Genomic DNA, 24533 nt, shown 5'->3' with positions numbered 1-24533 from the left:
AGCCCTCAGTGGCGACGGAGGACGTTGGCCAGGGCATGGCCGGCGAAGAGATACACGACGGCCGCGAGACCGTAACCGGCGACGACGCGCGCCCACGCCTCGTCGAAGGTGAACAGGTCGTGCGACCAGCCGGCCAGCCAGCGGGCGGCGTCCTGGACGAAGTTCACCAGGTCGTTCGCGCGGTTGGCGTCCAGCAGGTACATCAGGATCCACAGGCCGAGGATGAAGGCCATGATGTCGGCGATGACGATGATGATCGTCGCTGCCTGGTTGCTTCCACTGCGATGACTGGGTGACATGCCGAACATGTTGCCGCTTTACGTTGGCTGAAACCGATACGGCGCCGCGCAATAATCGGGCGGCCGTTCGGGGGCGGACCCGTTTAGGGTGCGCTCATGATTGCTGCTCTGGGACACGAACGTTACTGCGACGAACTCGTCCGGCAGACCGACCTGTTGCGCGCCGTGCTGATCGACGCGGACCTGACCGCGAGGTTGCCGACCTGCCCCGAGTGGACGCTGGGCCACCTCGCCCGGCACGTCGGCGCCGCCCACCGCCGGGCCGAGACGATCGTACGGACGAAGGCGTCAGCGGCGGTTCCCGAGGATGAGATCCCCGGCTGCCCCGGCCCCGGCGACGCCGAACCGGCCGCGCTGGACGCGTGGCTGGCGGAGGGCGCGCAGAAGATGGCGGACACGCTGCGGGCGGCAGGGCCGGACGCCGAGGTGTGGACCTGGAACGGGGACAACAGCTCGGCGTTCTGGGTGCGCCGCATGACGCACGAGACACTGGTGCACCGCGCGGACGCGGCGATCACCGCCGGGATCACGTTCGAGGTCGCTCCGGACGTCGCGGCGGACGCCATCGACGAGTGGCTGGAGATCGTCGCGTGGTCGCAGTCCACCGGCGCCGACAGGCAGGCGAACGAGCTGCGCGGCTCCGGCCGCTCCATCCACCTCCACGCGACGGACGCGCCCGACGCGCTCGACGCGGAGTGGATGATCGAGTTCGGCGAGGACGGCTTCACCTGGCGCCGGGGACACGAGAAGGCCACGGTCGCCCTGCGCGGCCCGCTCGCCGACGTACTCCAGGTCTTCTACCGCAGGCTGCCCGCCGACAGCGACCGGGTGGAGGTACTGGGCGACGCGCAGCTGCTGGACTTCTGGCTGGAGCGGGCGTCCTTCGGCTGACCCGGTCGCCAGGCGGCGTGCGGCACGAACGCCGGGGACATGGCCAGAGGCGGCGTCGGCGTCGCGCCGCCCCCTCGACCTGCTCGACCTCGGTCTCCGAGATGCCGAGCGCGACGCGGAAGTCGTACACGGCGTGGCCGAGATCGATTGAGGCGCCCGCTTCGATGTACGCCGGATCGACCCGGTGCTCGTCCGGGATCGTCCCGCGGGCGAACCTGGGCGAGTCCGAGCGCCGGCCTTCAGCTGTTCAGGTCGGCCAGTACGCGCAAGGTGTGGGGGTCCGGGGCCGTTACCAGGAGGTCGGTGACGGGGCCATCGCGCCACAGTTCCAGGCGTTCCGCGATGCGCTCGCGGGGGCCCACGAGGGAGATCTCGTCGGCGAACGCGTCGGGGACCGCGAGTACCGCCTCCTCCTTCCGGCCGGCCAGGAACAGCTCCTGGACGCGGCGGGCCTCCTCCTCGAAGCCCATCCGGGCCATCAGGTCGGCGTGGAAGTTGCGGGCCGCGTGGCCCATGCCGCCGATGTAGAAACCCAGCATCGCCTTGACCGGCAGCAGCCCTTCCGCCACGTCGTCGCAGACCTTCGCCCGCGCCATCGGCGCGACCATGAAACCGGCGGGGAGAGCGGCCAGCGACGCCGCGTACACGTCGGGGCGCATCGGCGACCAGTAGAGCGGCAGCCAGCCGTCGGCGATACGGGTCGTCTGGGCGATGTTCTTCGGGCCTTCCGCGCCGAGAAGGAGGGGGAGTGCGGCCCGCAGCGGATGCGTGATCGGCTTGAGCGCCTTGCCGCTGCCGACAGCGTCCGCGCCCCGGTACGGAAGCGGATGGAACCGGCCGTCGACCTCGACCGGCGCCTCGCGCCTGAGTACTTGGCGGATCGTGTCGACGTACTCACGGGTCGCGGTGAGCGGACTGGCGGGGAAGGGCCGCCCGTACCAGCCCTCGACGACCTGCGGACCCGAAAGCCCGAGCCCGAGCATCATCCGGCCGCCGGAGAGGTGGTCGAGGGTGAGGGCGTGCATGGCGGTCGCGGTGGGGGTGCGGGCGGCCATCTGCGCCACGGCGGTGCCGAGCCTGATGCGGGAGGTGTGCGCCGCGATCCAGGTGAGCGGGGTGAAGGCGTCGGAGCCCCAGGCCTCGGCGGTCCACACGGAGTCATAGCCGAGCCGCTCGGCCTCACGGGCCAGGGCGAGATGGCCGGGGTCGGGGCCGCGGCCCCAGTAACCGAGAGCGAGTCCGAGGCGCATCCCTGAGTCCTCCCCGCGCGACCGTTTCTGACGAACCGTCAGAACAATGACCGGGCGACTGTACGACAACGGCCCCCCGCCCGGAAGGGGCGAGGAGCCGTTGCTGCCGCGCTACGGGCGCGCGGCCGTCAGCCGCGCTGGATGCCGGTGGTGTCCTGGAGGACACCGCGGCGGCCGTCCTGCGTCTGGGCGACCAGACCGGGACCGCGCTGCTCCACCGCCAGGTACCAGGTGCCGGGCGCGAGCTCGGCGATCGGCGTCGGCGAACCGTCCTCGGCGTACAGCGGACGGGCGACCGGAACCGCGAACCAGAACGGCGCGAAGTCGGCGGCAGCGGCGGGCGCACCGGCCTGCTGCTGCGCCTGCGGGGCCGGAGCCTGCTGCTGCGCGTGCGGCTGGCCCTGCTGCGGCTGCGGCTGGGCGCCGAACGGCTGCGGCTGACCGGGGCCGGGCTGACCGCCGTACGGCGGCTGCTGGGCGCCGGGGTAACCGTAGCCACCGGGGCCCGGCTGACCGGGCTGGCCACCGTACGGCTGCGCGACCTGCGGCTTCGGGGCGCCCATGAGCGGGGCCTTCAGCGCGGGGACGAGCGGGGCGGCGACCGCGCCGGCGGCGAGGACGATGGTGGCCAGCAGGCCGAGGATCATGCCGGCGCCCGCGTCACCGGTCATGTCGATGATCGTCCAGAAGGCGGTCCACAGCGCGAAGACGGCGAAGGCCACACCGAACTGACCGAGGTCGAGTCCGGCGACCTTGCGCCCCGGCATGGCACGGCCGACGACGATCAGCGCCGCGGCGATGACACCGGCGAGGTAGACGCTCATCAGCGTGCCCAGCGAGTCCCACGCGGTGAACGACGGGGACGACTTGGGGCAGAACTCGCCACTGCATTCCGGGGCGGAGATGAGGTCGAGGAACGAGGCGACGAACAGCACCACCGCTGCTCCGATCACCACGCCGTCGCCTCGAGTGAGGGAGCGGATGTTCACTTTGAAGGTCCTTAGTGGGTCGACTCGTCGGGGCGGCACAGTGCGGAGCTCGGGGGCGGCTCCCCATCGTACGGATGAATGTATCGTCCCTCCGGCGGGGTCGGCCGCCGGGTGTCAGACCTACCCCTTCAGGTAACTCCCGATGCCGTCGGCGATTCCCTGTGCCGCCTTCTGGCGCCAGCCCTCGTTCGTCAGCAGGGCCGCGTCCTTCGGATCACGCATATTGCCGCATTCGATGAACACCTTGGGCACAGTCGACAGATTGAGGCCGCCGAGGTCCTTGCGTACGTCCAACCCGGTGCCGTCGCCCACGTAGTTGGAGGGCGCGCTGCCGGTCGCCTGGACGAACTTGCCCGCGATGCGCGTCCCGAGGTCGCGCGAGGGGCCGACGATCTTCGTGGTGTCCGCGGCTCCGTCCTTGACCAGGGCGGGCAGGATCACGTGGAAGCCGCGGTTGCCGACCGCCGAGCCGTCGGCGTGGACGGAGACCACGGCGTCGGCCTTCGCCTCGTTGCCGATACGGGCCCGCTCGTCGACGCACGGTCCGTACGGCCGGTCCTCGTTCTGCACGAGTTTCACCGTCGCGCCCTGGTCTTCGAGGAGGGCGCGCAGGCGGCGCGAGACGTCCAGGGTGAACGACGCCTCGGTGTAGCCGCCGTTGGTGGTCGTGCCGGTGGTGTCGCACTCCTTGTGGTGCGTACCCACGTCGACGAGTTCGTTGATTTCGCGGGTATGGCGGAAATTGCCGGGATTGTGACCAGGGTCGACCACTACGACCTTGCCGGCGAGCGGCCCGGTCCCGTTCGGCTTCTCGTCCTTCTTGCTCTCGGACGGGGAAGCGGTCGCCGCGGGCGGCGGCGTGGTGGCCGCCGACGGTTTCGCGTCGGCGGGCGGCGACGCGGACCGGCTCTGGCTCGCGTTCGGCAGCGGCACCACCTTCGGCGGATCGCTGTCGCCGGGGCCGCTCATCGCCTGCCACGCGAGCCAGCCCGCCAGGGCGGTCGGTACGAGCGCGGCGACCGCGACGGTGACGTTCCCGCGGCCGATGCGGCGAGGGCGGGAAGGGGGAGTGGGGGGCTGGCTGTCGTACGACACCCGGCGATGCTATCCGGGCCGGTCAGATCCCTGGGGAAACGCGGCGCAGGACGCGCAGCGAGTCGGTCACCGAGATCTCGGTGAAGGCGCCGGACGCGAGGGCCCGCTGATGTACGCGGTACGGGGCCTGGCCACCGTCCGCCGGGTCCGGGAAGACGTCGTGGATGACGAGCAGCCCGCCGGTCGCGACGTGCGGGGCCCAGCCCTCGTAGTCGCCGTTCGCGTGCTCGTCGGTGTGTCCGCCGTCGATGAAGACGAGGCCGACCTCGCCGCCCCACACGGCCGCGACCTGCGGCGAACGCCCGACGATCGCCACCACGTGCTCTTCGAGGCCCGCCTTGTGCAGCGTGCGGCGGAAGGTGGGGAGCGTGTCCATCAGGCCCACCTCCGGGTCCACGACCGTCGGGTCGTGGTACTCCCAGCCGGGCTGCTGCTCCTCGCTGCCCCGGTGGTGGTCCACGGTCACGGCGACCGTCCCGGCCTCGCGGGCGGCGTCGGCCAGGAGGATCGTGGAGCGGCCGCAGTACGTACCGACCTCGACCAGCGGCAGCCCGAGCGCCCCGGCTTCGGCGGCCGCGGCGTACAGGGCGAGTCCTTCGCGCACCGGCATGAAGCCCTTGGCGGCGGCGAAGGCGGCGAGCGTCTCGGGCTTGGGCGCGGCGGCGGCCATGGGGTTCTCCTACTGGTCGGTACGTACAGGCCGCCCATTATTGCTTCACGTCGCACTCGAACCACACGGTCTTGCCGCCCGGCAGCGGCACCGTGCCCCAGCGGTCGGTCACGGCCTCGACCAGGAGCAGCCCCCGCCCGCCCTCGGCGAGCTCGTCGCCTCCGCCGCCCATCGCGCGCACCGGGCGGGGACACCTGTCCGTGACCTCCACCCGCAGTCCGCCCGGCCGGCGCAGGATGAGGAGCCCGCAGTGGCGGCCGGGCACGTGCCGTACGACGTTGGCGACGAGCTCGGTGAGGGCAAGTTCGGCGGCGTCGGTCAGCTCGGCCATGTCCCAGCGAGCCAGAAACGTCCGCATGATGCGTCGCATGTGTCGCGCTGAGTGCTCACCGACTGTGAAGCCCATGCGATAGCCGGCGTCAATTTGCGCCGATGAGTGGGCAGTTACGTCATTCATGACACCAGGGTGGGGTGGCGCGATTACGCTCGGCTACTGACCGAAAGGAACGCCTCACGGCGTTGAACTTGGGGGTGGCCTCCGCATGGTCAACATCCGCGATCTCGATCCCAGCGCATCGCCGCTGGACTACTACGGCTCCGAACTGCGCCGCCTGAGAGAGGCGGCCGGGCTCAAGCAGGGCCAGCTCGGGGACATCGTCTTCTGTACGGGCTCGCTCATCGGCCAGGTCGAAACGGCACGGAAGGTGCCGACCCGCGACTTCTCGGAACGGATGGACGCGGCGCTGGGGACGGGCGGGACGTTCTCGCGGTTGGCGGGGCTGGTGCTGCGGAGTCAGTTGCCGCACTGGTTCCAGCCGTATGCGGAGATGGAGGCGCGGGCGACGTACATCTCGACGTACCAGGCGCAGCTCGTGTACGGCCTGCTTCAGACGGAGGCGTACGCGCGAGCGGTGCTGGCAACGGGACTGCCGGGCAACTTGGATGAGCTGGTGGCGGCCCGAATGGAGCGTCATCGAATCGTGCGCCGGGAACGTCCGCCCATGATCTGGGTGGTGCTGGACGAGGCTGCGCTCTATCGGCCGATTGGCGGCTTGGAGGTCATGCGGGACCAACTGGCTCACTTGTTGGGCTTCCGCGAGGAGCGCTGGGTGAGGATTCAGGTACTCCCCTTCGCGGCCGGTGAACACGCGAGCCTGATCGGATCGTTCAACACGCTGCGGTTCAAGGACGACCCGGACCTCGTCTACACGGAGGACCTCATCTCGGGGCACATGACCGCCAACCCTGAGACCGTCAAGGAAGCCGCCCTTCGTTACGCTCACTTGCAGGCTGCTGCGCTCTCTGTGGAGGATTCGGCGGCACTGATCATCCGCGTAATGGAGGAACGTTATGGGCAACAGCCAGGACCTGACCAACGCGCGGTGGCGTAAGTCCAGCTACAGCGGCAATACCGGCGGCGACTGCATCGAGTGCGCCCCCCTCGGCGCCGCCGCCTGGCGCAAGTCTTCGTACAGCGGCGGCACCGGCGGTGACTGTGTCGAGGTCGCCGCACAACCCTGCCGTATTGCCGTCCGCGACTCCAAGAACCCCGAAGGCCCCGCCTTCGCCGTCACCCCCGCCGCCTTCGCGGCATTCGTCACGGCCGCCGCCGAGGGCGGCATCTGAGCGGCGCTCAAGGGCTCCGCCCCGGTACGAAACGTGCCGGGGCGGGCGTTGCCATGCTTTACGAGAAGACCACCGAGCGCACCAGGAGCCGCTCGCTGCCGCCGCCGGTGTGGGGGCGGAGGGTGAAGTACTCCTCACCCTCGCAGTCTGCGTTCAGGAAGACCGTCGCAGTCGCGTCCGTGCGGTTCTTGGGCGAGTGGGCGGGCGGGAGCGCATCGTTCAACCCCGGGAGGTTGATGCACTGGCCGCTCTCCGGGGCATTCATGAAACCGACAAGCTCATAGCCTTCCTCGTTGACGTAGGTGTAGCGGAACTGCCCCGTTGCCGCACCGGCCGAGGAAGCGGGCAGCGTCAGTACGAGCGCGAAGGCGCCGACGGCGGCGGCGAGGGTGCTGCGAAGTCGCATGGGATTCCATTCATTTCATTGAGGGCTTCGATGCCTTCTGTCCGTTGCCCAGGTAGATGTCCCGCAATGTCCGTGCCACTCGAACGGGTGTAGCCGTATCGATTCTTCGCCCTCCATCTGACCTTCCGTCAGATAAGAACGTGTTCTAGTCTGCCGCGCATGGGTATCGGAATCACGCAAGAGCATCGCGACCTGGCGGACTCCGTACGCCGCTGGCTCGCGCGGGCCGCGCCGTCCGCTTACGCGCGGAAGCTGCTCGACGGGACAGGAGAGCCCCATCGGCCCGCGTACTGGGACGGGGCCGCAGCCCAGGGCCTGCACGGGATTCATCTGCCGGAGGAGTACGGCGGCGGGGGAGGGACGCTGCTCGACCTCGCCGTCGTACTGGAGGAGGCCGGACGCGCCGCGCTTCCGGGCCCGTACCTGCCGAGCGTGCTCGCCTCCGAGGTGCTGCGGCGCGGCGGTCAGGGGCGGCTCGTCGCCGCGCTGGCGGCGGGCGCGTGCATCGGGGCCGTCGCGCTCGGCGCGGGGACGCTCACCGCCACGCCGGTCGACGGCGGCTACCGGCTCGACGGGACCGCGCCGCCCGTCCTGGGCGGCGCGCAGGCGGACCTCTTCGTACTGGCCGCCGGGAGCGCGTGGTTCGCCGTTGACGCCGGGGAGCTGGTGGTCCGTACACACGAGAGCGCCGATCCGACCCGGCCCACCGCCGAAGTCACCGCCCACGCCGTCACCGTCCCGGCCGGCCGTCTGCTCGCCCTCGACGACGCGGACACCGTCCGCGACCTCGCCGCCGTGCTGTACGCCGCCGACGCGTGCGGGACCGCCGGCTGGGCGCTGGACACCGCCGTCGAACACGCCAAGGTGCGCGAGCAGTTCGGGCGGCCGATCGGGCAGTTCCAGGCGGTCAAACACCTCTGCGCGGACATGCTCGTACGCCTCGAACAGGCCAGGGCCCTCACCTGGGACGCGGCCCGTGCCGTGGGGACTGAGGCCGGGGGGCTGGTTGCCGCTCTCGCGGCGGCCACGGCGCTCGACGCCGCGTACTCCTGCGCCAAGGACTGCGTCCAGATCCTCGGCGGCATCGGCTTCACCTGGGAACACGACGCCCACCTGTATCTGCGCAGGGCGCTCGTCGCGCGGCAGCTGCTCGGGCCGGGTGACGCCCACCGGCTGCGCGCCGCGCGCCTCGCGGCGGCCGGCGCGCGGCGCGAGCTGCGGCTGGACCTGCCTCCCGAAGCGGGCGCGTACCGGGAACAGGCGCGCGAGGCCATCGAGGGCGCGCGCGGCCTCGACCCGGGCGCCGCCCGCCGCGCCCTCGCGCCGACGGGGTACGCGGCCCCGCACCTGCCGCCGCCGTACGGGCTGGGCGCGGGGCCCGTGCGGCAGCTCGCCGTACAGCAGGAGATGCGCGAGGCGGGGGTGGAGGTGGGCGGTCTCGGGATCGCTACCTGGGTCGTGCCCTCGCTGATCGCGTACGGGACGCCCGAGCAGCAGGAGCGCTACCTCGCACCGACGCTGCGCGGCGAGGTGCTGTGGTGCCAGCTGTTCTCGGAACCGGAGGCGGGGTCGGACCTGGCGTCGCTGCGGACGAGGGCGGAGAAGACGGCGGAAGGGGGATGGCGTGTCAACGGGCAGAAGGTCTGGACGAGCGCGGCGCAGTGGGCGGACTACGGCATCCTGCTCGCCCGTACGGACCCCGAGGCCCCCAAGCACAAGGGGCTGACGTACTTCGTCGTCGACATGAAGGCGGCGGCCGGGGGCATCGACATCCGGCCGCTGAAGGAGATCACCGGCGACTCGCTGTTCAACGAGGTCTACTTCGACGACGTACTGCTGCCCCACGACGCGGTGGTCGGCGAGGTGAACGGCGGCTGGCAGGTCGCCCGTAACACCCTGGGCAACGAACGTGTCCACATGGCCGACCAGGTCGCCTTCGACACCGGGCTGGAAGCGCTGATCGCCGGGTCGGCCGAACTCGACGGTGCGTACCGGGCGCGCATCGGGGCGCTGGCCGCCGAGGCGCACGCCCTCGCCTGCATCGGGCTGCGTACGACGACGCAACAGGTGTCGGGCCTCGAACCGGGCGCGGGAGCGAGCGTACGCAAACTCGTCCAGACCCCGCACCAGCAGAAGGTCGCCGAACTCGCCCTCGAACTGCTCGGCCCGCAGGGCGCGGTGCGCGAGGGGGCGGGGGAGCGGGCCGTGCACGGTTTTCTGATGTCGCGCTGCCTGACGATCGCGGGCGGCACGACTCAGGTTCAGCTCAATGTCGTGGCCGAGCGGATTCTCGGCCTGCCGCGTGACTGACTGAAGGGGAGAGGGGACCAGCTGATGAAGGCTTACATCGTCGGTGTCGGGATGACGAAATTCGAGAAGCCCGAGAGCCGTGAGTGGCAGTACTGGGACATGGCGAAGGAGGCCGGAACGAAGGCGCTGGCCGATGCGGGGATCGCGTACGGGAAAGTCCAGCAGGTCCCGGTCGGTTACTGCTTCCAGGCTTCGACGGCCGGGCAGAGGGCGGCGTACGAACTCGGCCTGACCGGCGTCCCCGTCTACAACGTCAACAACAACTGCGCGACCGGGTCGACGGCGCTGATGATGGCGCGGCAGTTCGTCGAGGGCGGCATCAGCGACTGTGTGCTGGCGCTCGGATTCGAGAAGATGAAGCGGGGCGCGCTGGGCGGCGGTTCGGACGGTGGCGACTTCGCCACGTCGCCGGTCGCCCGCCACTACGGCGTCATGGCCGCCGCGCACGGCTTCGAGATGACGCCGCCCACCGCGCAGATCTTCGGCAACGCGGCGTGGGAGCACATGGAGCGGTACGGCACGACCCAGGCTCAGCTAGCGGCGGTCGCGGCCAAGAACCACCGGCACTCGGCGGACAATCCCAACGCGCAGTTCCAGGACGTGTGGACGGTCGACGAGATCCTCGCCGCGAAGACCATCCACCGGCCGCTCACGAAGCTCCAGTGCTCGCCGACCTCCGACGGGGCGGCAGCCGCTGTTGTCGTCTCCGAGCGTTTCCTCGTCCAGCACGGTCTGCACGCCAAGGCGGTCGAGATCGTCGCTCAGGCGATGACGACGGACACCGAACAGTCCTTCGCCTCCGGGTCCTGCATCGACGTCGTCGGAAAGCCGATGTCGCGGGCCGCCGCGCGGCAGGTGTACGAGACGTCCGGCCTCGGCATCGAGGACGTCGACGTCGTCGAGCTGCACGACTGCTTCTCCATCAATGAGCTGCTGACGTACGAGGCCCTGGGAATGTGCGGTGAGGGGGAATCCGGAAAGCTCGTGGAGAGCGGCGCGACGACGTACGGAGGCCGCTGGGTCGTCAACCCCTCCGGCGGCCTGATCTCCAAGGGCCATCCGCTCGGTGCGACCGGTCTCGCGCAGGCGGCGGAGCTGACGTGGCAGTTGCGGGGGGAGGCGGGGGCGCGGCAGGTGCGGGGCGCTCGGGTGGGGCTGGCGCACAACATCGGGCTGGGCGGGGCGGCGGTGGTGACGCTGCTGCGGGGGGCGTGAGGCGCGGGCCGTGGGAGGATTCGCGTGGGCCGGCAACGAGCCGACCCCTTGAAAGGGCGTCATCACATGGCAGCGGGATTTTCGGAATGGAAAGTCAACCGGCAGTATTCGGCGAATGATCGTGTCGCCTATCTGGGCAAGCAGTACCGCTGCTTGGTGGCGCACAAATCGAATTCCGCCAGTAATCCGAAGACGACCGTGAAAATGTGGCGGAAGGACGCCGAATAGGGGCGTCGCACCCAGGTCTCCAACGGCTGTCCGACGTCCGTGCTCACCGTCCGCAGCGGCTGGATCATCCGCAGCAGCTGGGCGATGCAGGCTCACGCCGGCTGTTGTACTCGTCGTGGCGGCGCCACCAGAAGCCGGCCTCGTTTCGACCGAGCGGCGCGCGGTCGAGCCACTGGTACATGCCCCAGAGGCCGTCCACTCCGCGTTCGTACGCCGAGTAGGTGTGGTACACCACACCATCCTCGAGCGCGAACGCGCTCACGCCGGGGCCCTCTCGCCTGTACGTCGCCCAGTCCGTTCCCACGCTGGACGCGATCTCGGCGAGCAAGGGACTTTCCGCGCCCTCCGGCGGCCGGAAGTCCACCGTGCGGAAGTTGTACTCGACGGCTCCCGCCTGCCACTGCTCCTCGGTGTGCGATGTCTGGAAGTCGTACTTGAAGTCGCTGTCGGACGAAGACGCCCAGGGAAAGCTCCAGCCCATTCGCCGCTTGTACGCCCGCAGCTTCGCGAGCGGAGCCTGCGACACCGCGCAGAGCGTGACGTCGTGATTCGCGAGGTGGACGACGGAGCCGTCGAAGCCGTCCGCGATCGCGGAGCAGGACGGACACCCCGCCGTGTACTCGGGGCCGAACATGAAGTGATAGACGAGCAGCTGCGAGCGTCCTCCGAAGAGACCGGCGAGGGATGCTGTGCCCTCGTCGGTCTCGAAGCGGTACTCCTTGTCGATCCGGACCCAGGGCAGCTGCTGCCGCCACCGCGCCAGTTCGTCGCTGCGCCGCGTCAGCGCCTTCTCGGCCTCGAGCAGCTCCAGCCGGGCCGCAAGCCACTCTTCACGTGTTCCCGTCTTGTGACCGGTCATCGTTTCTCTCCTCTCTCTCCTTGCGCTCCGCTGCCTCAGCGACGCGCTTGATGTCCGCCAACCGTCGATCCCAATCGGCCGCGAGCGCGGTCATCCACTGGGCGGTCGCGTCCAGCGCCGCAGGCCGCACCGCGTACCGCACTTCGCGACCGACCCGGCTGCCGGAAACCAGCCCGGCGGCATCCAGGACGGCGAGGTGCTTGACCACCGCCTGCCGCGAGACGGGAAGCCGTCCGGCGAGCGTGGTCGCGGTGGCCTCGCCGTGTGCGGCGAGCCGATCAAGCAGCTGCCGTCGCGTCGGGTCGGCCAGCGCGACCAGGACGCTGTCGACCGCCTCGGCGGCGCCGCGACGTTCGTCCGTCACGCGGATGACTGTTCGGATGGCTGTGCGGGCGACTGCTCGGCGCGCGTCTTGAGCGCGTCGAGCACCTGGGGCCAGCCGCCGGTGTTGTCTTCCACCGCCTGGCCGCGCAGCTCCTCGGACCCTGCCAGCGCCGCGAACCCGCTCTCGACGACGCGCAGCCGCGTCTTGTCGCCTTCCGGGGTCAACGTGAACTCCACGAGGGTGCTGTTGTTCTCGCGCAGCTCTTCCCCGGGGAACGCACTGGCCCAGCGGTACGCAAGGTACGTCGGCGGCTCGACCTTCTCCACGCGCACCGGGAAGTCGCCGTACTCGGAGTTTTTCGCCACCATCGACTCGCCCTCCTTGGCCACGGTGCCGGCCGAGCTCGGGTTGTCGGCCACCCAGAACCCGGGTTCGGCCACCAGTGACCAGACCCGCTCCAGGGGTGCCTCGATCAGGGTTTCGCGTTCGATCCGGTCCTCGCTCATGAGGGACTCCTTCACCGTCGCCAATGGGGTGTGCAACTCAAAGGTTGCACATCAATCCCCCAGGTGCAACCCGGGGGTTGCACTTGTGCGGTCGTAGGCCCTGAGCCGAAAGGCGGATGTACGGGGCACACCGATGCTGCGAGCATGACAGCCATGGTCCAAGCCTCCTCTTCCTCCTCCTCGCGAACCCGGATACCCGCCGCCCGCAAGCCGTCGCGCACCTGGGCCGTCGTACTCGCCGCCTGCGCGGGCCAGTTCCTCGTCGTCCTCGACGTGTCCGTCGTCAACGTCGCGCTGCCCTCGATGCGCGCCGACCTCGGGCTCAGCGCGATCGGCCTGCAGTGGGTCGTCAACGCCTACTCGATCGCCTTCGCCGGATTCATGCTCCTCGGCGGGCGCGCGGCCGACATCTTCGGCCGCAAGAAGACCTTCCTGGCCGGGCTCGGCCTGTTCACCGCCGCCTCCCTCGCCGGCGGGCTCGCGCAGGAGGACTGGCATCTGCTGGCGGCCCGCGCCGTACAGGGCCTCGGTGCGGCGGTGCTGGCGCCCGCGACGCTCACCATCCTCACCTCGGCCGTCCCCGAAGGGCCCGCCAGGACCCGGGCCATCGGAACGTGGTCGGCGGTCGGCGCGGGCGGCGGGGCCGCGGGCGGGCTCGTCGGTGGCGTACTGACGGACGCGCTGTCCTGGCGCTGGGTGCTGCTGATCAACGTTCCGGTGGGCGCGCTGGTGCTCGCGGGGGCTGCGCTGTGGCTCGTCGAGAGCCACGCCAGGGACGGCCGACGGCTGGACCTCCCCGGCGCGCTGCTGGTCACGGCCGGGCTCGCGACTCTCGCGTACGGGATCGTGCAGACCGAGGCGCAGGGGTGGGCGGCGGCGGCCACGCTGGTCCCGCTGGTGGCAGGATTCGCGATCCTCGGCGTGTTCGTGGCGGTGGAGGCGCGGACGAAGGCACCGCTGATGCCGCTGAAGTTCTTCCGCGTACGGGCGGTCTCGGCGGCGAACGTGGCGATGTTCGTGAACGGCTCCGCGATGTTCGGCATGTGGTTCTTCATGACGCTGTACGCGCAGAACGTGCTGGGCTACACCCCGCTCGGCGCCGGCCTCGCCCTGGTCCCCAGCTCGCTCAGCGTCGTCATCGGCTCCAAGCTCGCGCCACGCTTCATGGCGAGGTTCGGGGCCCGCCGGGTCGCGATCACCGGTGCGCTGGTGGCGGCCGGCGGCATGGCGTGGCAGTCGACGATGGGGGCCGAAGGAACGTACCTCACGGCGATCCTCGGCCCCGGCGCCCTGATGATGCTGGGCGCGGGCCTCGCCGCGACCCCACTGGCCTCGCTCGCGACATCGAGCGGCGAGCCGGGCGACGCCGGCCTCCTGTCGGGCCTGATCAACACCTCGCGCACGATGGGCGGCGCGCTCGGCCTCGCGGTCCTGTCGACGGTCGCGGCGTCCAGGACGGCGGGCGACACGAGCGGTGAAGCGCTGACGGCGGGGTATGCGCTGGCTTTTCGTACGGGGGCGTTCGCGTTGGTGGGAGGTGTGTTGCTGATGTTCTTCCTGCTGCCGAGGCGGAGCACGGCTGCGGGCTGAGGCAACGGTTCGGGGCCCTCGTGGACTCCAATGTGCAAAGGAGGCATTCATGGGGGAGCGGAAGCAGGCCCAAGACGAAGAGTTCCAGGGATTCGTCGTCAACCGCTGGTCGCAGCTGATGCGTACGGCATTCCTGCTCACGGGGGAGCAGCACGCGGCAGAGGACCTGGTGCAGTCGTCCCTGGAGCGGGTCTATGTGTCCTGGGGCAGGGTGAGCGGGGCCGGTGATCCGGACGCGTATGTGCGGCGCATCATGGTCAACGCTCATGCGCGCAAGCACCGCAAGAAGCTCAAGGAGTTCCTGTCGATACTGGACTCGGCTCCTGTCCTGGAGACACCCGAGCGTGACGACCGGATGGCGCAGGCCGACGACCGGACCGCACTGCTGCGCGCCCTCGCCCTGCTTCCCCCGCGTCAGCGGGAGGCGGTGGTGCTGCGGTACTGGGAGGACCTGAGCGAGACCCAGGCCGCCGAGGCCATGGGCTGTTCGGTGGGGTCGGTGAAGAGCAACGCCGCCAAGGGGATCGCCAAGTTGCGTGCCATACCCGAATTTACCGAGAAGGTCGGAAGCCGAGGGGTGAAGTAATGACCGGGGAAAATGACATGGCGCACCGCGACATCGCCCTATGGCTCGCGGACGCGACGGACGAGGTCGAGGTGGGAATAGCGCCGTACGAGGCTGTGATCCGCGGCGGCAAGCGCCGCAAGGTGCGCCGCTGGGCACTCGGCGCCACGGCGGCGCTGGTGCTGGCGGGCTCCACGGGTTCGCTGGCGCTTGCGGTGGTGGACGGACGGGAGCAGTCCCATGTGGCGGCGCAGCAGCTGTCGGCGCAGGAGCGCCACGTCTACGTGCCGCAGCGGACTCACCTCACGGAGATCGACGGCGAGGGCTCGTCCGAGGAGGGGTATGTGTCCCTGGAGGTGTGGGGCGCGCCCCGCAGCGAGGCCGAAGCCCGCAAGCAGAAGGAGCGGATGATCGAGTACGGGGTGTGGGAGGAGCGGGCGGCCGATCCCGTGCCCGGGATCGGGACGAGCTGGTTCTCCGTCGTCGTTGCCGACGCCCATGGGGGCAAGCGGACACTGCCGGTCCATGGCCTTCAGAGCAAGACCGACGACGACATCGACGGCATGGGCTTCCAGTCGTACACGTTCACGGTGAAAGGGACCAAGCTGACCATCGGATATGTCGGGCCGCAGGTGAAGCGCGTGGTCTTTGAGCACCGCGACGGGACCGGAGAGCCGGAGCTGATGCGGGCCGCCGGGTTCAAGCAGCGGTGGTTCACGGAGGAAGAACCCCGGGGGCCCGGGGGAGGTGCGGTGGGTGTCCGTGTCTTCGACGCCAAGGGCGTTCCCAAGACGGTGCAGTAGTCCGGCTGGCCACCGGACCGCGGAGCGGCGGGTCAGAGCCAGCCCTGTTGCCTTGCCGCCCGTAGCGCCTCCATGTGGTTGCGGGTGCCGGTCTTGCCGATTGCCGACGACAGGTAGTTCCGTGCGGTCGACTCCGACAGGCGCAGTTTCGCCGCGATGTCGGCGACGGTCGCCCCGTCCACCGCCGCGTTCAGTACGTCGCACTCGCGCGCGGTGAGCGGGCTGGGCCCGGAGCTGAGGTCGGCCGCCGCGAGCACGGGGTCGACGACCGTTTCGCCGGTCAGTACCCGGCGGATCGTCGCGGCCAGCTCTTCCACCGGGCCGTCCTTCACCAGGAAGCCCGCCGCGCCCGCCTCCATCGCTCGCCGCAGACAGCCGGGCCTGCCGGAGGTCGCGAGGATGACCACCCGGCAGTCGGGCGTCTCGTCGCGCAGCAGCGCGGCGGCGTCGAGGCCGCTGAGGCCCGGGAGTTCGATGTCCAGCAGCGCCACGTCGGGGCGGGAGACGAGGGCGGCGTCCACGATCTCGTCGCCTGCGGCCACCTGGGCGACGACGTCGATGTCCGCCTCCAGGCCGAGCAGCAGGGCGAGGCCGCCGCGCGTCATGCCCTGGTCCTCGGCCAGGAGGACTCTGATCATGGGGTGGACTCCAGTTCTGGGTTCCGGTTCGAGGTCGGTGCCTACGGGCAGTTCGGCGCTCACCAGGGAGCCGTCGCGGGTGGAAGGACCGGCGTCGAGCGTGCCGCCGGCCGCCGCGAGGCGCTCGGTGAGGCCCTCGAGACCCGTGCCACCGCCCGAGCCGACGGGCTGCTCGGAGCTTACGCTCCGGCCGCTGTCCGTGATCTCCGGACGCACGCGTTCGGGTGAGCTGTCCACGGCGTTCTCGCGACGGCAGATGCGCTTGCCGGCGGCCCCGGAGCGGGCAACCTGACGCAGCGTCAGCGGGCTGTCTTCACAACTGCCGGGGCGTGCGTTATACATAGGCCCCATCGGCCTAGAACGCGTTCTAGAACGGGCGGTCCACGGCCGGTCCCGTACGACCTCGGTGCGGCCGACGGTGCGGACGGCCGCACCGAGGTCTTCCATCCATCAAGGAGCAGCATCCCCATGCCCATCGATGCCGCAAAGGCCGTCGCAGCCGAACCCCGCAGCGCCGAGATCGCCTGGGACCACAAGGACGTCCAGCTCTACCACCTCGGCCTCGGCGCCGGCACGCCCGCCACCGACCCCGACGAGCTGCGCTACACCCTGGAATCCCGGCTGCACGTCCTGCCCAGCTTCGCCACCGTCGCGGGCGCGGGCGGCGCCGACGCCGTCAGCGGCCTCTCCGCGCCGGGCATCGACGTAGACCTCGCGCACGTCCTGCACGGCGGCCAGAGCATCGAGCTGCACCGGCCCATCCCCGTCAAGGGCACGGCGGTGCAGACCTCCAAGGTGCAGGCGGTGTACGACAAGGGCAAGGCGGCGGTGATCGTCCTGCGCTCCGAGACCGCCGACGCCGACGGGCCGCTGTGGACCAGCGACGCCCAGATCTTCGTACGCGGCGAAGGCGGCTTCGGCGGCGAGCGCGGCCCCTCCGCCCGCACCGAGCAGCCCACCCAGGCGCCGGACGCGGAGGCCGAGCGGCAGGTGCGCGAGGACCAGGCGCTGCTCTACCGCCTCTCCGGCGACTGGAACCCCCTGCACGCCGACCCGGAATTCGCCAAGCTCGCCGGCTTCGACCGGCCGATCCTGCACGGCCTGTGCTCGTACGGCATGACGCTCAAGGCCGTCGTCGACACCGTGCTCGGCGGCGATGTCGCGCGCGTGAGCTCGTACAGCACCCGCTTCGCCGGGGTCGTCTTCCCCGGCGAGACCCTGCGCCTGCGGATGTGGAAGTCGCCGGGGCGCGTCCAGGTGTCGGTCACCGCCGTCGAGAGGGGCGACGCGCCGGTACTGGCCGACACCACCGTCGTACACACCTGACCTCCGTCACCTCACCTCCGTGAAGGGAGCCGTACCGTGCGCGCAGCCGTACTGCACGAGATAGGGCAGGACAAGCTCGAAGTCCTCGACGACGTCGAGGCGGTGGGCTTCGGGCCCGGCAAGGTCAAGATCCGCATGCGGGCCACCGGACTGTGTCACTCCGACGTCTCCGCGATGAGCGGCGTACTGCCGCAGCCCGCCCCCTTCATCCCGGGGCACGAGGGCGCGGGCGAGGTCGTCGACATCGGCGACGGCGTCACCGGGATCGGTCAGGGGGAGCGCGTCCTCGTGTGCTGGCTGCCGGCGTGCGGCGCCTGCCCGTCCTGCAAGCGCGGCCAGACGCACCTGTGCCTGGCCGGGCTCATGAACGCGGGTACGCCCAACTTCAAGCGCCCCGGCGGTGACGTCTTCGGCTTCGCCGGGACCGGCACCTTCACCGAGGAGGTCGTGGTCGACGCGGGCTGCGCCGTCCCGATACCCGACGATCTGCCGTACGAGATCGCCGCGCTCATCGGCTGCGGAGTGACGACGGGGCTGGGCGCCGCCATCAACACGGCCCAGGTGGCGGCCGGTTCGTCCGTCGCCGTCATCGGCTGCGGTGGTGTCGGCATCTCGGCGATCCAGGGCGCGCGGGTGCAGGGCGCGGCGCAGATCGTCGCCGTCGACCCGGTCGCCTCGCGGCGCGAGGCGGCGCTGAGGTTCGGCGCGACGGAAGCCGTCTCGCCGGACGAACTCGCCGACGCCAAGCAGCGCGTCACGGCGGGGGAGGGCTTCGACTACGTCTTCGAGGTCGTCGGCAAGTCGGCCACGGCCCGGACCGCGTACGAGACGACGCGGCGTGGCGGGACGCTGTGCATCGTCGGCGCGGGGGCCATGGACGACTTCTTCCAGGTCAGCATGTTCGAGCTGTTCTTCGACGAGAAGCGGATCCTGCCGTCGTTGTACGGGGGCGGTGACGTGCTCCGTTCGTACGAGCGGGCCATCGCGCTGTGGCGCGCGGGCCGGATCGACCTGGAGGGCCTGATCACCCATCGGGTGCGGCTGGACGGGATCAACGACGCCCTGGACCAGATGCGTACGGGCGAGGCCCTGCGCACCTGCATCGAGATCTGAGGAGACCGCGGATGTCACACCCACCGGCACTGCCGCTCGACGGTCTGTGCGCGATCGTCACGGGCGCGGGACGCGGCCTCGGCCGCGCGGAGGCCCTGGAACTGGCCCGGCTCGGCGCGAGCGTCGTCGTCAACGACTACGGGCAGCCGGGGCGCGACGGCTCGGGTGAGGCGTCGGCGGCCCCGGCGGAGGAGGTCGCGTCTCAGATCCGTGCGGCGGGCGGGCGGGCCGTGGCCCACCTCGGCGACGTATCGGACCATGAACAGGCGGGCGCGCTGGTCCAGTTGGCCGTCGATACGTACGGAAAGCTGGACATCCTGGTCAACAACGCGGGGATTCTCCGCGACCGGATGGTCTTCTCGATGACGGAGGACGAGTGGGACTCGGTGATCCGCGTCCACCTCAAGGGCCACTTCAACACCACGCACTTCGCGGCGGCGCACTGGCGGGCGCGCTCCAAGGCGGCGGGCGGCCCGGTCTACGGCCGGATCGTCAACACGTCGTCGGAGGCGTACCTGGCGGGGTCGGCCGGGCAGCCGAACTACGCGGCGGCGAAGGGCGGGATCGTCGGCCTGACGACGTCGACGGCGCTGGCGCTGGGGAAGTACGGCGTCACGGCCAACGCGATCTGTCCGCGTGCGCGTACGCGGATGACGCAGGACGTTTTCGCCGGCTTCGCGGAACCGGCGGGGGGCGAGCTGGACGCGCTGGCTCCGGAGCATGTGTCGCCGCTGGTGGGATACCTGGCTTCGCCGGCAGCCGCGAGGGTCAACGGCCAGTTGCTCGTTGTCCACGGGGGCATGGTCGCCGTCATGGAACGCCCCAAGGTCGCCGCCCAGTTCGACACGGCGAAGGAGGTCTTCTCGTACGAGGAACTGGCGGAGCGTCTGTCACCGCACTTCGAGGGCCGCCCGCCGAACGAGACGTTCGCGGCGACGGAGGTGCTGGGCCTGAAGCGGGCCTGAGCGGGGGTGGGCCTGCGGGGTGCCGCGTTGCGGCAACCATCCAGCCCGTCCGGCGTTTGAGGACACCCCCGGAGGGCGTCCGGGGGTCTGGGGGTCTGGGGGTCTGGGAAAGACTCCGCCCCTACGACCGGCGGTGGCGGCCGTGCGCCGGGGTCGTGGAGTCCTCCGTCGTGGCCGCACCCCCGCGGTGCCTACCGGAGCGGTGGCCGGCGTCGTCCCGATCGGCGGCCGAAGGCTGCGGCCGCGTCTGGGTCGTGTCGGTTCGGGCTTCAGACATGTTGGGAGATCCCCTGGAATCGCTGCGATCACTTTCAGTGCTGCAAGGCCCGCCCCGCCGTCACCGTCGGCGTTCAGCCGCAACGACTGCGTAGCCCCGGACCGAGTCTAACCACGTGTCCCGCGCCCGGTGAGGGGCGCCTGCTGGAGCGGTACGGGCTTGCACACCACAGGAGTGTCCCGAGCTGCAAATGGTTCCCCACCTGCGCATTCCACTTGTGCGGGTTCAGTGATCACCACACCTCCGGGCGCCCCCTTCGGCGCGTCTTCCGGAGCCTCGGTCCGAGCCACCCCGCACCTCACCGCGTCCGTCGCGTACGGCAGCCGCAGTACCCCGTCGCGCGTCCAGAGCCCCGCCCCCGCCAACCACCCCTCCGGCGCCGCGAGGTGATGCAGCCGACGTCCCGCAGGGCGCCACACCCCGGCCCAGCTCCCCGCCGCCCCGTCGATCCGCAGCGCCACCGCGCAGCTCTCCGGCGTCAGAACCTGCCCCGGCTGCACCGCGAACGGCGTCACCGCGAAGTCGGCCGGCGCCAGGCACTCCGGGAAGCGCACCGGCAACATGCTCCCCAGTACGCCCCATCCCAGCCGGTCGCACCCCGGAGCGTCCGACCGGATCAGCAGCAGCCCGCTGTCCGGATCCGCCAGCAGCAGCCGGTCGTTGCTGCCCTCCGCGATCTGAAGCAGCGGCGTCACCTCCCCGCCCCGCTCCAGGTCGACGGCCACCGCCTTCGTCACCCCGTCGGCCTCCCGGTCCAGGGCGAGCATCCGTCCCGTACGGTCGAGCCACACACCCCCCGAGCAGCGCCCCGCGACCTCCGCCACGTGTTCCGGCCCGAAGGCGCCGCCCGCCACCAGCCAGACGGACGTGGACAGTTCACCCACGGACAGGGCGTACGCCCGCGAGCCGTCCGGGGCGGGCGGCAGCAGCTCCAGCCGCTCGCACTCGACCGCGCCCACCGGCAGCTCCCCGGTCCTCGGCCCCGTCGGATACAGCAGCGAGAAGGAGTGCCGCCCCTCGCCACTGCCGAAGGCGTGCGAGGCACCGCCCTCCCGGCGGTGGATCAGCACCCGCCCGTCCGTCAGCGGCAGGAGCCCGGTGTCCGGTTCCTCGGGCTGGTCGGCGGGCAGCGGCACGGCGTAGGGCTCGGGTCCGTCGAGCGTCCACCGCTCGGGGAACCGCGCCTCCCCCTCGCCCGCCAGCCGCGCGGCGTAGGAGCCGTCGGCGGCGATCGTGAACACCGCCTCGCGCACCGCGTCGCCGTCGGCCGCGGTCTCGATGGCACAGGCCGTCATCAGGCCATCACCTCCGGCGACCGAAGCTAGTTTTCGCACTTCCTGCCGAACAACACGAGACCGCCCACTTCACACATAAGGGTGGCCGTCATCCGATTCGGCTGAGGTCGAGGGGGCTGGTGTGCTGGGAGATATCCCCATGTCGATAAAGTAAGGCGCAGTCTCCCTCGCCGTGGCCGCGGCGCTCGCCCTCTCCGCATGCGGGGGCGGCGACACCGGCGCCAAGAGCGAGGAGAAGGGCAGCGGCGACAAGAAGGCCGTCGCGCAGGGCGGCAAGGACTTCGGCGACGCCGCGGCCAAGACCGCCGCGTACGGCACGGACGCCACCGCCGCCGACAAGGTCCTCGACGACCTGCACACGTATTTGATCAAGTAGGGGCCCGGTCAAGCAGGCCGCGTACGCCATGGCCGGCGGGGCACGCGGCGCAGGTAACCTGTCTGCGTGCCCCGTCTGTCTGAAGTCATCGCCGCACTCGACGCCCTCTGGCCCCCCGAGCGGGCCGAAAGCTGGGACGCGGTGGGTACGGTCTGCGGCGAGCCCGACACCGAGGTGACCCGGGTCCTGTTCGCCGTCGACCCGGTCCAGGAGACCGTCGACGAAGCCGTGAAGCTCGGCGCGAACCTCCTCGTCACCCACCACCCGCTCTATCTGCGCGGTACGACGACGGTCGCGGCGACCACCTTCAAGGGCCGCGCCGTGCACACCCTCATCAAGAACGACATCGCGCTGCACGTCGCCCACACCAACGCCGACAGCGCCGACCCCGGCGTCTCCGACGCCCTCGCCGGAGCGCTGGACCTGCGGGTCACCGGGCCCCTGGTCCCCGACCCCACCGACTCGTCCGGCCGCCGAGGCCTCGGCCGCGTCTGCGAACTCGACCCCCCGGCCACCCTCGGCCACTTCGCCGCCCGCGTCGCCGCCCGGCTGCCCGCCACCGCGCAGGGCATCCGCGTCGCCGGCGACCCCGACGCCCTCATCCGCAGGGTCGCCGTCAGCGGCGGCTCCGGCGACAGCCTGTTCGCCGACGTACGGGCAGCAGGCGTCGACGCCTTCGTTACGGCCGACCTGCGCCACCACCCGGCCTCCGAGGCCCGCGAACACACTCCCCTCGCACTGATCGACGCCGCGCACTGGGCCACCGAATGGCCCTGGTGCGAGCAGGCCGCCGCCCAGCTCGACGAGATTTCCGACCGTCACGGATGGGACCTGCGCGTCCACGTCTCGAAGACGGTCACCGACCCCTGGACCACCCACCACTCTTCTGGAGCCCCCAACTGAACGCCGCGCCCGCCGACCAGATCCGTCTCCTCGACGTCCAGGCCCTCGACCTCCGCCTCTCCCAGCTCGCCCACCGGCGCAGCTCTCTCCCCGAGCACGCCGAGCTCGAATCGCTCACCAAGGACCTCGCCCAGCTGCGCGACCTGCTGGTCGCCGCGCAGACCGAGGAGAGCGACACCACCCGCGAGCAGACCAAGGCCGAGCAGGACGTCGACCAGGTCCGCCAGCGTGCCGTGCGCGACCAGCAGCGCCTCGACTCCGGCGCCGTCCAGTCCCCCAAGGACCTGGAGAACCTCCAGCGCGAGATCGTCTCCCTCGCCAAGCGCCAGGGTGACCTGGAGGACGTCGTCCTCGAAGTCATGGAGCGCCGCGAGTCCATCCAGGAGCGGGTCGCCGAGCTGACCGAGCGGGTCTCCTCCGTCCAGGCCAAGGCCGACGACGCGACCGCGCGCCGCGACGCCGCGACGCAGCAGATCGACGGCGAGATCGCCACGGCGACCAAGCAGCGCGAGATCGCCTCCGCCACCATCCCCGCCGACCTCCTGAAGCTGTACGAGAAGATCCGCGTCCAGTCCAATGGTGTCGGCGCGGCCCGGCTCTTCCAGCGCCGCTGCGAGGGCTGCCAGCTGGAGCTCAACATCACCGAGGTCAACGAGGTACGGGCCGCCGCCCGCGACACGGTGCTGCGGTGCGAGAACTGCCGCCGCATCCTTGTCCGTACGTCCGAGTCCGGCCTGTAGCCGTGGAGCGCAGCCTCCTCATCGAGGCCGACGGCGGCTCCCGGGGCAACCCGGGCCCCGCCGGCTACGGCGCGGTCGTACTCGACCCGGACACGGGTGAGACGCTCGCCGAAGCCGCCGAGTACATCGGCGTCGCCACCAACAACGTCGCGGAGTACAAGGGCCTGATCGCCGGCCTGCGCGCCGCGCACGCGCTCGCGCCCGACGCGGCTGTCCATGTCCGCATGGACTCCAAGCTCGTCGTCGAGCAGATGTCCGGCCGTTGGAAGATCAAGCATCCGGACATGAAGCCGCTCGCGGCCGAGGCCGCGACCGTCTTTCCGCGCGTCCGGGTCACCTACGAGTGGATCCCCCGGGAGAAGAACAAGCACGCCGACCGGCTCGCCAACGAGGCGATGGACGCGGGGAAGAAGGGCAAGCAGTGGGAGCCCTCGGCTTCCACCGCCGACCTGAAATCCGCTCCCGCCCGTGTCGTGGGCGACGCGGCGGCCGGCGCGGCCAAGGCCCGGGCGGCGCTGGGGCGTGCGGTGGCCGAGCCGCTGATCCTGCCGGACGCCGCTTCGGAAAGCGTTCCTGCCACTGCCACTGCCACTGCCACTGCCACTGCCCCGGCTGTGGGCTGGGGTGCCTCCGCAGACCTCGGTACGCCCGCCACTTTCGTCCTCCTGCGCCACGGCGAGACCGCGCTCACCCCCGAGAAGCGGTTCTCCGGGAGCGGGGGCTCCGACCCTGAGCTGTCGGCGGTCGGCCGCCGCCAGGCCGAAGCGGTCGCCACGACCCTGGCCGCGCGCGGCACGGTCCAGGACATCGTCAGCTCGCCGCTGCGGCGCTGCCGCGAGACGGCGGACGCGGTGGCGGCGCGGCTCGGTCTGGACGTACGTATCGAGGAGGGCCTGCGCGAGACGGACTTCGGCGCGTGGGAGGGGTTGACCTTCGCCGAGGTCCGCGAGCGGCACCCCGCGGACCTGGACGCCTGGCTGGCGTCCCCGAAGGCGGCGCCGACGGGCGGCGGCGAGAGCTTCGCGGCGGTGGCGCGGCGGGTGTCGGCCGCGCGCGACAAGCTGATCGCCCGTTACGCGGGCCGCACGGTCCTGGTGGTCAGCCACGTGACGCCGGTCAAGACGCTGGTACGGCTGGCGCTGGGCGCACCGCCCGAGTCGCTGTTCCGCATGGAACTTTCGGCGGCATCGCTGTCGGCGGTGGCGTACTACGCGGACGGCAACGCGTCGCTGCGCCTGCTGAACGACACGTCGCACCTGCGCTGAGCCCGGTG

At 71.0% G+C, this 24533-nt stretch carries 28 protein-coding genes; 16 read left to right on the top strand and 12 right to left on the bottom strand.

Features of this window, described 5'->3' with window-relative positions:
* Positions 1-5 precede the first annotated feature (5 nt).
* Positions 6-299: a hypothetical protein gene (locus AC1P0E_RS09455; protein WP_482741718.1), complete on the bottom strand. Its 294-nt coding sequence runs from the start codon at positions 297-299 to the stop codon at positions 6-8.
* 99 nt (positions 300-398) lie between these two features.
* Here AC1P0E_RS09455 and AC1P0E_RS09450 point away from each other — a divergent pair, with 99 nt between their 5' ends.
* Positions 399-1190, top strand: coding sequence for a maleylpyruvate isomerase family mycothiol-dependent enzyme (locus tag AC1P0E_RS09450; RefSeq protein ID WP_482745702.1), 792 nt, complete (start codon positions 399-401; stop codon positions 1188-1190).
* 239 nt (positions 1191-1429) lie between these two features.
* Here the strand turns inward: AC1P0E_RS09450 and AC1P0E_RS09445 are convergent, their stop codons facing one another.
* The 5 genes from AC1P0E_RS09445 to AC1P0E_RS09425 all read right to left on the bottom strand — a co-directional run bounded on the left by AC1P0E_RS09445 (position 1430) and on the right by AC1P0E_RS09425 (position 5600).
* Positions 1430-2440: an LLM class F420-dependent oxidoreductase gene (locus tag AC1P0E_RS09445; RefSeq protein ID WP_482741717.1), complete on the bottom strand. Its 1011-nt coding sequence runs from the start codon at positions 2438-2440 to the stop codon at positions 1430-1432.
* A 128-nt stretch (positions 2441-2568) separates the two neighbouring features.
* Positions 2569-3429, bottom strand: a complete 861-nt coding sequence (locus AC1P0E_RS09440) for a hypothetical protein (RefSeq protein WP_482741716.1) — start codon at positions 3427-3429, stop codon at positions 2569-2571.
* A gap of 120 nt (positions 3430-3549) precedes the next feature.
* Positions 3550-4524: an N-acetylmuramoyl-L-alanine amidase gene (locus AC1P0E_RS09435; RefSeq protein ID WP_482741715.1), complete on the bottom strand. Its 975-nt coding sequence runs from the start codon at positions 4522-4524 to the stop codon at positions 3550-3552.
* 22 nt (positions 4525-4546) lie between these two features.
* Positions 4547-5194: a class I SAM-dependent methyltransferase gene (locus tag AC1P0E_RS09430; RefSeq protein ID WP_482741714.1), complete on the bottom strand. Its 648-nt coding sequence runs from the start codon at positions 5192-5194 to the stop codon at positions 4547-4549.
* A gap of 37 nt (positions 5195-5231) precedes the next feature.
* Positions 5232-5600 carry an ATP-binding protein gene (locus AC1P0E_RS09425; protein ID WP_482745701.1) on the bottom strand — a complete coding sequence of 123 codons (369 nt, stop codon included), beginning with the start codon at positions 5598-5600 and terminating at the stop codon, positions 5232-5234.
* A 136-nt stretch (positions 5601-5736) separates the two neighbouring features.
* On the opposite strand from AC1P0E_RS09425, the gene AC1P0E_RS09420 reads away from it, so the two are divergent.
* Both AC1P0E_RS09420 and AC1P0E_RS09415 read left to right on the top strand, forming a co-directional pair.
* Positions 5737-6585 carry a helix-turn-helix domain-containing protein gene (locus AC1P0E_RS09420; RefSeq protein WP_482741713.1) on the top strand — a complete coding sequence of 283 codons (849 nt, stop codon included), beginning with the start codon at positions 5737-5739 and terminating at the stop codon, positions 6583-6585.
* A complete protein-coding gene (locus AC1P0E_RS09415) occupies positions 6545-6820 on the top strand; it encodes a DUF397 domain-containing protein (protein WP_482741712.1) in 276 nt (91 codons plus the stop codon). Before AC1P0E_RS09420 ends, AC1P0E_RS09415 begins: the two co-directional genes overlap by 41 nt.
* Before the next feature lie 58 nt (positions 6821-6878).
* Here AC1P0E_RS09415 and AC1P0E_RS09410 read toward each other — a convergent pair whose 3' ends face one another.
* Positions 6879-7226 carry a hypothetical protein gene (locus AC1P0E_RS09410; protein WP_482741711.1) on the bottom strand — a complete coding sequence of 116 codons (348 nt, stop codon included), beginning with the start codon at positions 7224-7226 and terminating at the stop codon, positions 6879-6881.
* Between the two features lie 159 nt (positions 7227-7385).
* Between AC1P0E_RS09410 and AC1P0E_RS09405 the strand changes: the two genes are divergently transcribed.
* From AC1P0E_RS09405 to AC1P0E_RS09395, 3 genes are all read left to right on the top strand, one after another.
* Complete coding sequence (locus tag AC1P0E_RS09405; RefSeq protein WP_482741710.1) at positions 7386-9536, top strand: acyl-CoA dehydrogenase family protein; 2151 nt, start codon at positions 7386-7388, stop codon at positions 9534-9536.
* A 24-nt stretch (positions 9537-9560) separates the two neighbouring features.
* Complete coding sequence (locus AC1P0E_RS09400) at positions 9561-10751, top strand: lipid-transfer protein (RefSeq protein WP_482741709.1); 1191 nt, start codon at positions 9561-9563, stop codon at positions 10749-10751.
* A 66-nt stretch (positions 10752-10817) separates the two neighbouring features.
* Positions 10818-10979: a carbohydrate-binding protein gene (locus AC1P0E_RS09395; protein WP_482741708.1), complete on the top strand. Its 162-nt coding sequence runs from the start codon at positions 10818-10820 to the stop codon at positions 10977-10979.
* Positions 10980-11043: 64 nt separating this feature from the next.
* On the opposite strand, the gene AC1P0E_RS09390 is transcribed toward AC1P0E_RS09395, so the two are convergent.
* Genes AC1P0E_RS09390 through AC1P0E_RS09380 form a run of 3 tightly spaced genes read right to left on the bottom strand, consistent with a single transcriptional unit; the run spans position 11044 to position 12669 of the window.
* Positions 11044-11838 carry a DUF899 domain-containing protein gene (locus tag AC1P0E_RS09390; RefSeq protein WP_482741707.1) on the bottom strand — a complete coding sequence of 265 codons (795 nt, stop codon included), beginning with the start codon at positions 11836-11838 and terminating at the stop codon, positions 11044-11046.
* Complete coding sequence (locus tag AC1P0E_RS09385) at positions 11810-12202, bottom strand: ArsR/SmtB family transcription factor (protein ID WP_482741706.1); 393 nt, start codon at positions 12200-12202, stop codon at positions 11810-11812. Before AC1P0E_RS09385 ends, AC1P0E_RS09390 begins: the two co-directional genes overlap by 29 nt.
* Complete coding sequence (locus AC1P0E_RS09380; RefSeq protein WP_482741705.1) at positions 12199-12669, bottom strand: SRPBCC domain-containing protein; 471 nt, start codon at positions 12667-12669, stop codon at positions 12199-12201. Before AC1P0E_RS09380 ends, AC1P0E_RS09385 begins: the two co-directional genes overlap by 4 nt.
* 144 nt (positions 12670-12813) lie before the next feature.
* On the opposite strand from AC1P0E_RS09380, the gene AC1P0E_RS09375 reads away from it, so the two are divergent.
* From AC1P0E_RS09375 to AC1P0E_RS09365, 3 genes are read left to right on the top strand one after another with little or no spacing between them, the layout of a single operon-like run.
* Complete coding sequence (locus AC1P0E_RS09375) at positions 12814-14259, top strand: MFS transporter (protein ID WP_482741704.1); 1446 nt, start codon at positions 12814-12816, stop codon at positions 14257-14259.
* 49 nt (positions 14260-14308) lie between these two features.
* A complete protein-coding gene (locus AC1P0E_RS09370; RefSeq protein WP_482741703.1) occupies positions 14309-14845 on the top strand; it encodes a SigE family RNA polymerase sigma factor in 537 nt (178 codons plus the stop codon).
* On the top strand, positions 14845-15627 hold the full coding sequence (locus tag AC1P0E_RS09365) for a hypothetical protein (protein ID WP_482741702.1): 783 nt from the start codon (positions 14845-14847) through the stop codon (positions 15625-15627). Before AC1P0E_RS09370 ends, AC1P0E_RS09365 begins: the two co-directional genes overlap by 1 nt.
* A gap of 32 nt (positions 15628-15659) precedes the next feature.
* Here the strand turns inward: AC1P0E_RS09365 and AC1P0E_RS09360 are convergent, their stop codons facing one another.
* Positions 15660-16265 (bottom strand): response regulator, encoded by a 606-nt coding sequence (locus AC1P0E_RS09360; protein WP_482745700.1) that lies wholly within the window; start codon positions 16263-16265, stop codon positions 15660-15662.
* Between the two features lie 468 nt (positions 16266-16733).
* Between AC1P0E_RS09360 and AC1P0E_RS09355 the strand changes: the two genes are divergently transcribed.
* The 3 genes from AC1P0E_RS09355 to AC1P0E_RS09345 are packed head-to-tail and all read left to right on the top strand — an operon-like array spanning position 16734 to position 19669.
* The gene (locus AC1P0E_RS09355) at positions 16734-17591 is read left to right on the top strand and encodes a MaoC/PaaZ C-terminal domain-containing protein (protein WP_482741701.1); all 858 of its coding nucleotides are present in this window, start codon (positions 16734-16736) and stop codon (positions 17589-17591) included.
* 36 nt (positions 17592-17627) lie between these two features.
* Positions 17628-18704, top strand: a complete 1077-nt coding sequence (locus tag AC1P0E_RS09350; RefSeq protein ID WP_482741700.1) for a Zn-dependent alcohol dehydrogenase — start codon at positions 17628-17630, stop codon at positions 18702-18704.
* A gap of 11 nt (positions 18705-18715) precedes the next feature.
* A complete protein-coding gene (locus AC1P0E_RS09345; RefSeq protein WP_482741699.1) occupies positions 18716-19669 on the top strand; it encodes a 3-oxoacyl-ACP reductase in 954 nt (317 codons plus the stop codon).
* A gap of 384 nt (positions 19670-20053) precedes the next feature.
* On the opposite strand, the gene AC1P0E_RS09340 is transcribed toward AC1P0E_RS09345, so the two are convergent.
* Positions 20054-21241 (bottom strand): hypothetical protein, encoded by a 1188-nt coding sequence (locus AC1P0E_RS09340; protein WP_482741698.1) that lies wholly within the window; start codon positions 21239-21241, stop codon positions 20054-20056.
* Between the two features lie 172 nt (positions 21242-21413).
* Here AC1P0E_RS09340 and AC1P0E_RS09335 point away from each other — a divergent pair, with 172 nt between their 5' ends.
* From AC1P0E_RS09335 to AC1P0E_RS09320, 4 genes are all read left to right on the top strand, one after another.
* Positions 21414-21617 carry a hypothetical protein gene (locus AC1P0E_RS09335; protein WP_482741697.1) on the top strand — a complete coding sequence of 68 codons (204 nt, stop codon included), beginning with the start codon at positions 21414-21416 and terminating at the stop codon, positions 21615-21617.
* Between the two features lie 66 nt (positions 21618-21683).
* Positions 21684-22520: a Nif3-like dinuclear metal center hexameric protein gene (locus tag AC1P0E_RS09330; protein WP_482741696.1), complete on the top strand. Its 837-nt coding sequence runs from the start codon at positions 21684-21686 to the stop codon at positions 22518-22520.
* Positions 22517-23260, top strand: coding sequence for a zinc ribbon domain-containing protein (locus tag AC1P0E_RS09325; protein ID WP_482745699.1), 744 nt, complete (start codon positions 22517-22519; stop codon positions 23258-23260). Before AC1P0E_RS09330 ends, AC1P0E_RS09325 begins: the two co-directional genes overlap by 4 nt.
* 2 nt (positions 23261-23262) lie before the next feature.
* Positions 23263-24525 (top strand): bifunctional RNase H/acid phosphatase, encoded by a 1263-nt coding sequence (locus AC1P0E_RS09320; RefSeq protein ID WP_482741695.1) that lies wholly within the window; start codon positions 23263-23265, stop codon positions 24523-24525.
* Positions 24526-24533 lie beyond the last annotated feature (8 nt).

It is taken from the genome of Streptomyces sp. TRD_SC_5, from assembly GCF_056836825.1.
This window is presented reverse-complemented; position numbering and strand designations above follow the sequence as displayed.

Excerpts from the sequence above, each read along its gene's own strand:
- AC1P0E_RS09355 (WP_482741701.1), top strand. The coding sequence starts at position 16,734 with ATGCCCATCGATGCCGCAAAGGCCGTCGCAGCCGAACCCCGCAGCGCC.
- AC1P0E_RS09360 (WP_482745700.1), bottom strand. The coding sequence starts at position 16,265 with ATGATCAGAGTCCTCCTGGCCGAGGACCAGGGCATGACGCGCGGCGGC.
- AC1P0E_RS09395 (WP_482741708.1), top strand. The coding sequence starts at position 10,818 with ATGGCAGCGGGATTTTCGGAATGGAAAGTCAACCGGCAGTATTCGGCG.
- AC1P0E_RS09400 (WP_482741709.1), top strand. The coding sequence starts at position 9,561 with ATGAAGGCTTACATCGTCGGTGTCGGGATGACGAAATTCGAGAAGCCC.
- AC1P0E_RS09365 (WP_482741702.1), top strand. The coding sequence starts at position 14,845 with ATGACCGGGGAAAATGACATGGCGCACCGCGACATCGCCCTATGGCTC.
- AC1P0E_RS09415 (WP_482741712.1), top strand. The coding sequence starts at position 6,545 with ATGGGCAACAGCCAGGACCTGACCAACGCGCGGTGGCGTAAGTCCAGC.
- AC1P0E_RS09405 (WP_482741710.1), top strand. The coding sequence starts at position 7,386 with ATGGGTATCGGAATCACGCAAGAGCATCGCGACCTGGCGGACTCCGTA.
- AC1P0E_RS09375 (WP_482741704.1), top strand. The coding sequence starts at position 12,814 with ATGACAGCCATGGTCCAAGCCTCCTCTTCCTCCTCCTCGCGAACCCGG.
- AC1P0E_RS09370 (WP_482741703.1), top strand. The coding sequence starts at position 14,309 with ATGGGGGAGCGGAAGCAGGCCCAAGACGAAGAGTTCCAGGGATTCGTC.
- AC1P0E_RS09425 (WP_482745701.1), bottom strand. The coding sequence starts at position 5,600 with ATGGGCTTCACAGTCGGTGAGCACTCAGCGCGACACATGCGACGCATC.
- AC1P0E_RS09455 (WP_482741718.1), bottom strand. The coding sequence starts at position 299 with ATGTCACCCAGTCATCGCAGTGGAAGCAACCAGGCAGCGACGATCATC.
- AC1P0E_RS09430 (WP_482741714.1), bottom strand. The coding sequence starts at position 5,194 with ATGGCCGCCGCCGCGCCCAAGCCCGAGACGCTCGCCGCCTTCGCCGCC.
- AC1P0E_RS09445 (WP_482741717.1), bottom strand. The coding sequence starts at position 2,440 with ATGCGCCTCGGACTCGCTCTCGGTTACTGGGGCCGCGGCCCCGACCCC.
- AC1P0E_RS09410 (WP_482741711.1), bottom strand. The coding sequence starts at position 7,226 with ATGCGACTTCGCAGCACCCTCGCCGCCGCCGTCGGCGCCTTCGCGCTC.
- AC1P0E_RS09390 (WP_482741707.1), bottom strand. The coding sequence starts at position 11,838 with ATGACCGGTCACAAGACGGGAACACGTGAAGAGTGGCTTGCGGCCCGG.
- AC1P0E_RS09380 (WP_482741705.1), bottom strand. The coding sequence starts at position 12,669 with ATGAGCGAGGACCGGATCGAACGCGAAACCCTGATCGAGGCACCCCTG.
- AC1P0E_RS09345 (WP_482741699.1), top strand. The coding sequence starts at position 18,716 with ATGTCACACCCACCGGCACTGCCGCTCGACGGTCTGTGCGCGATCGTC.
- AC1P0E_RS09340 (WP_482741698.1), bottom strand. The coding sequence starts at position 21,241 with ATGACGGCCTGTGCCATCGAGACCGCGGCCGACGGCGACGCGGTGCGC.
- AC1P0E_RS09420 (WP_482741713.1), top strand. The coding sequence starts at position 5,737 with ATGGTCAACATCCGCGATCTCGATCCCAGCGCATCGCCGCTGGACTAC.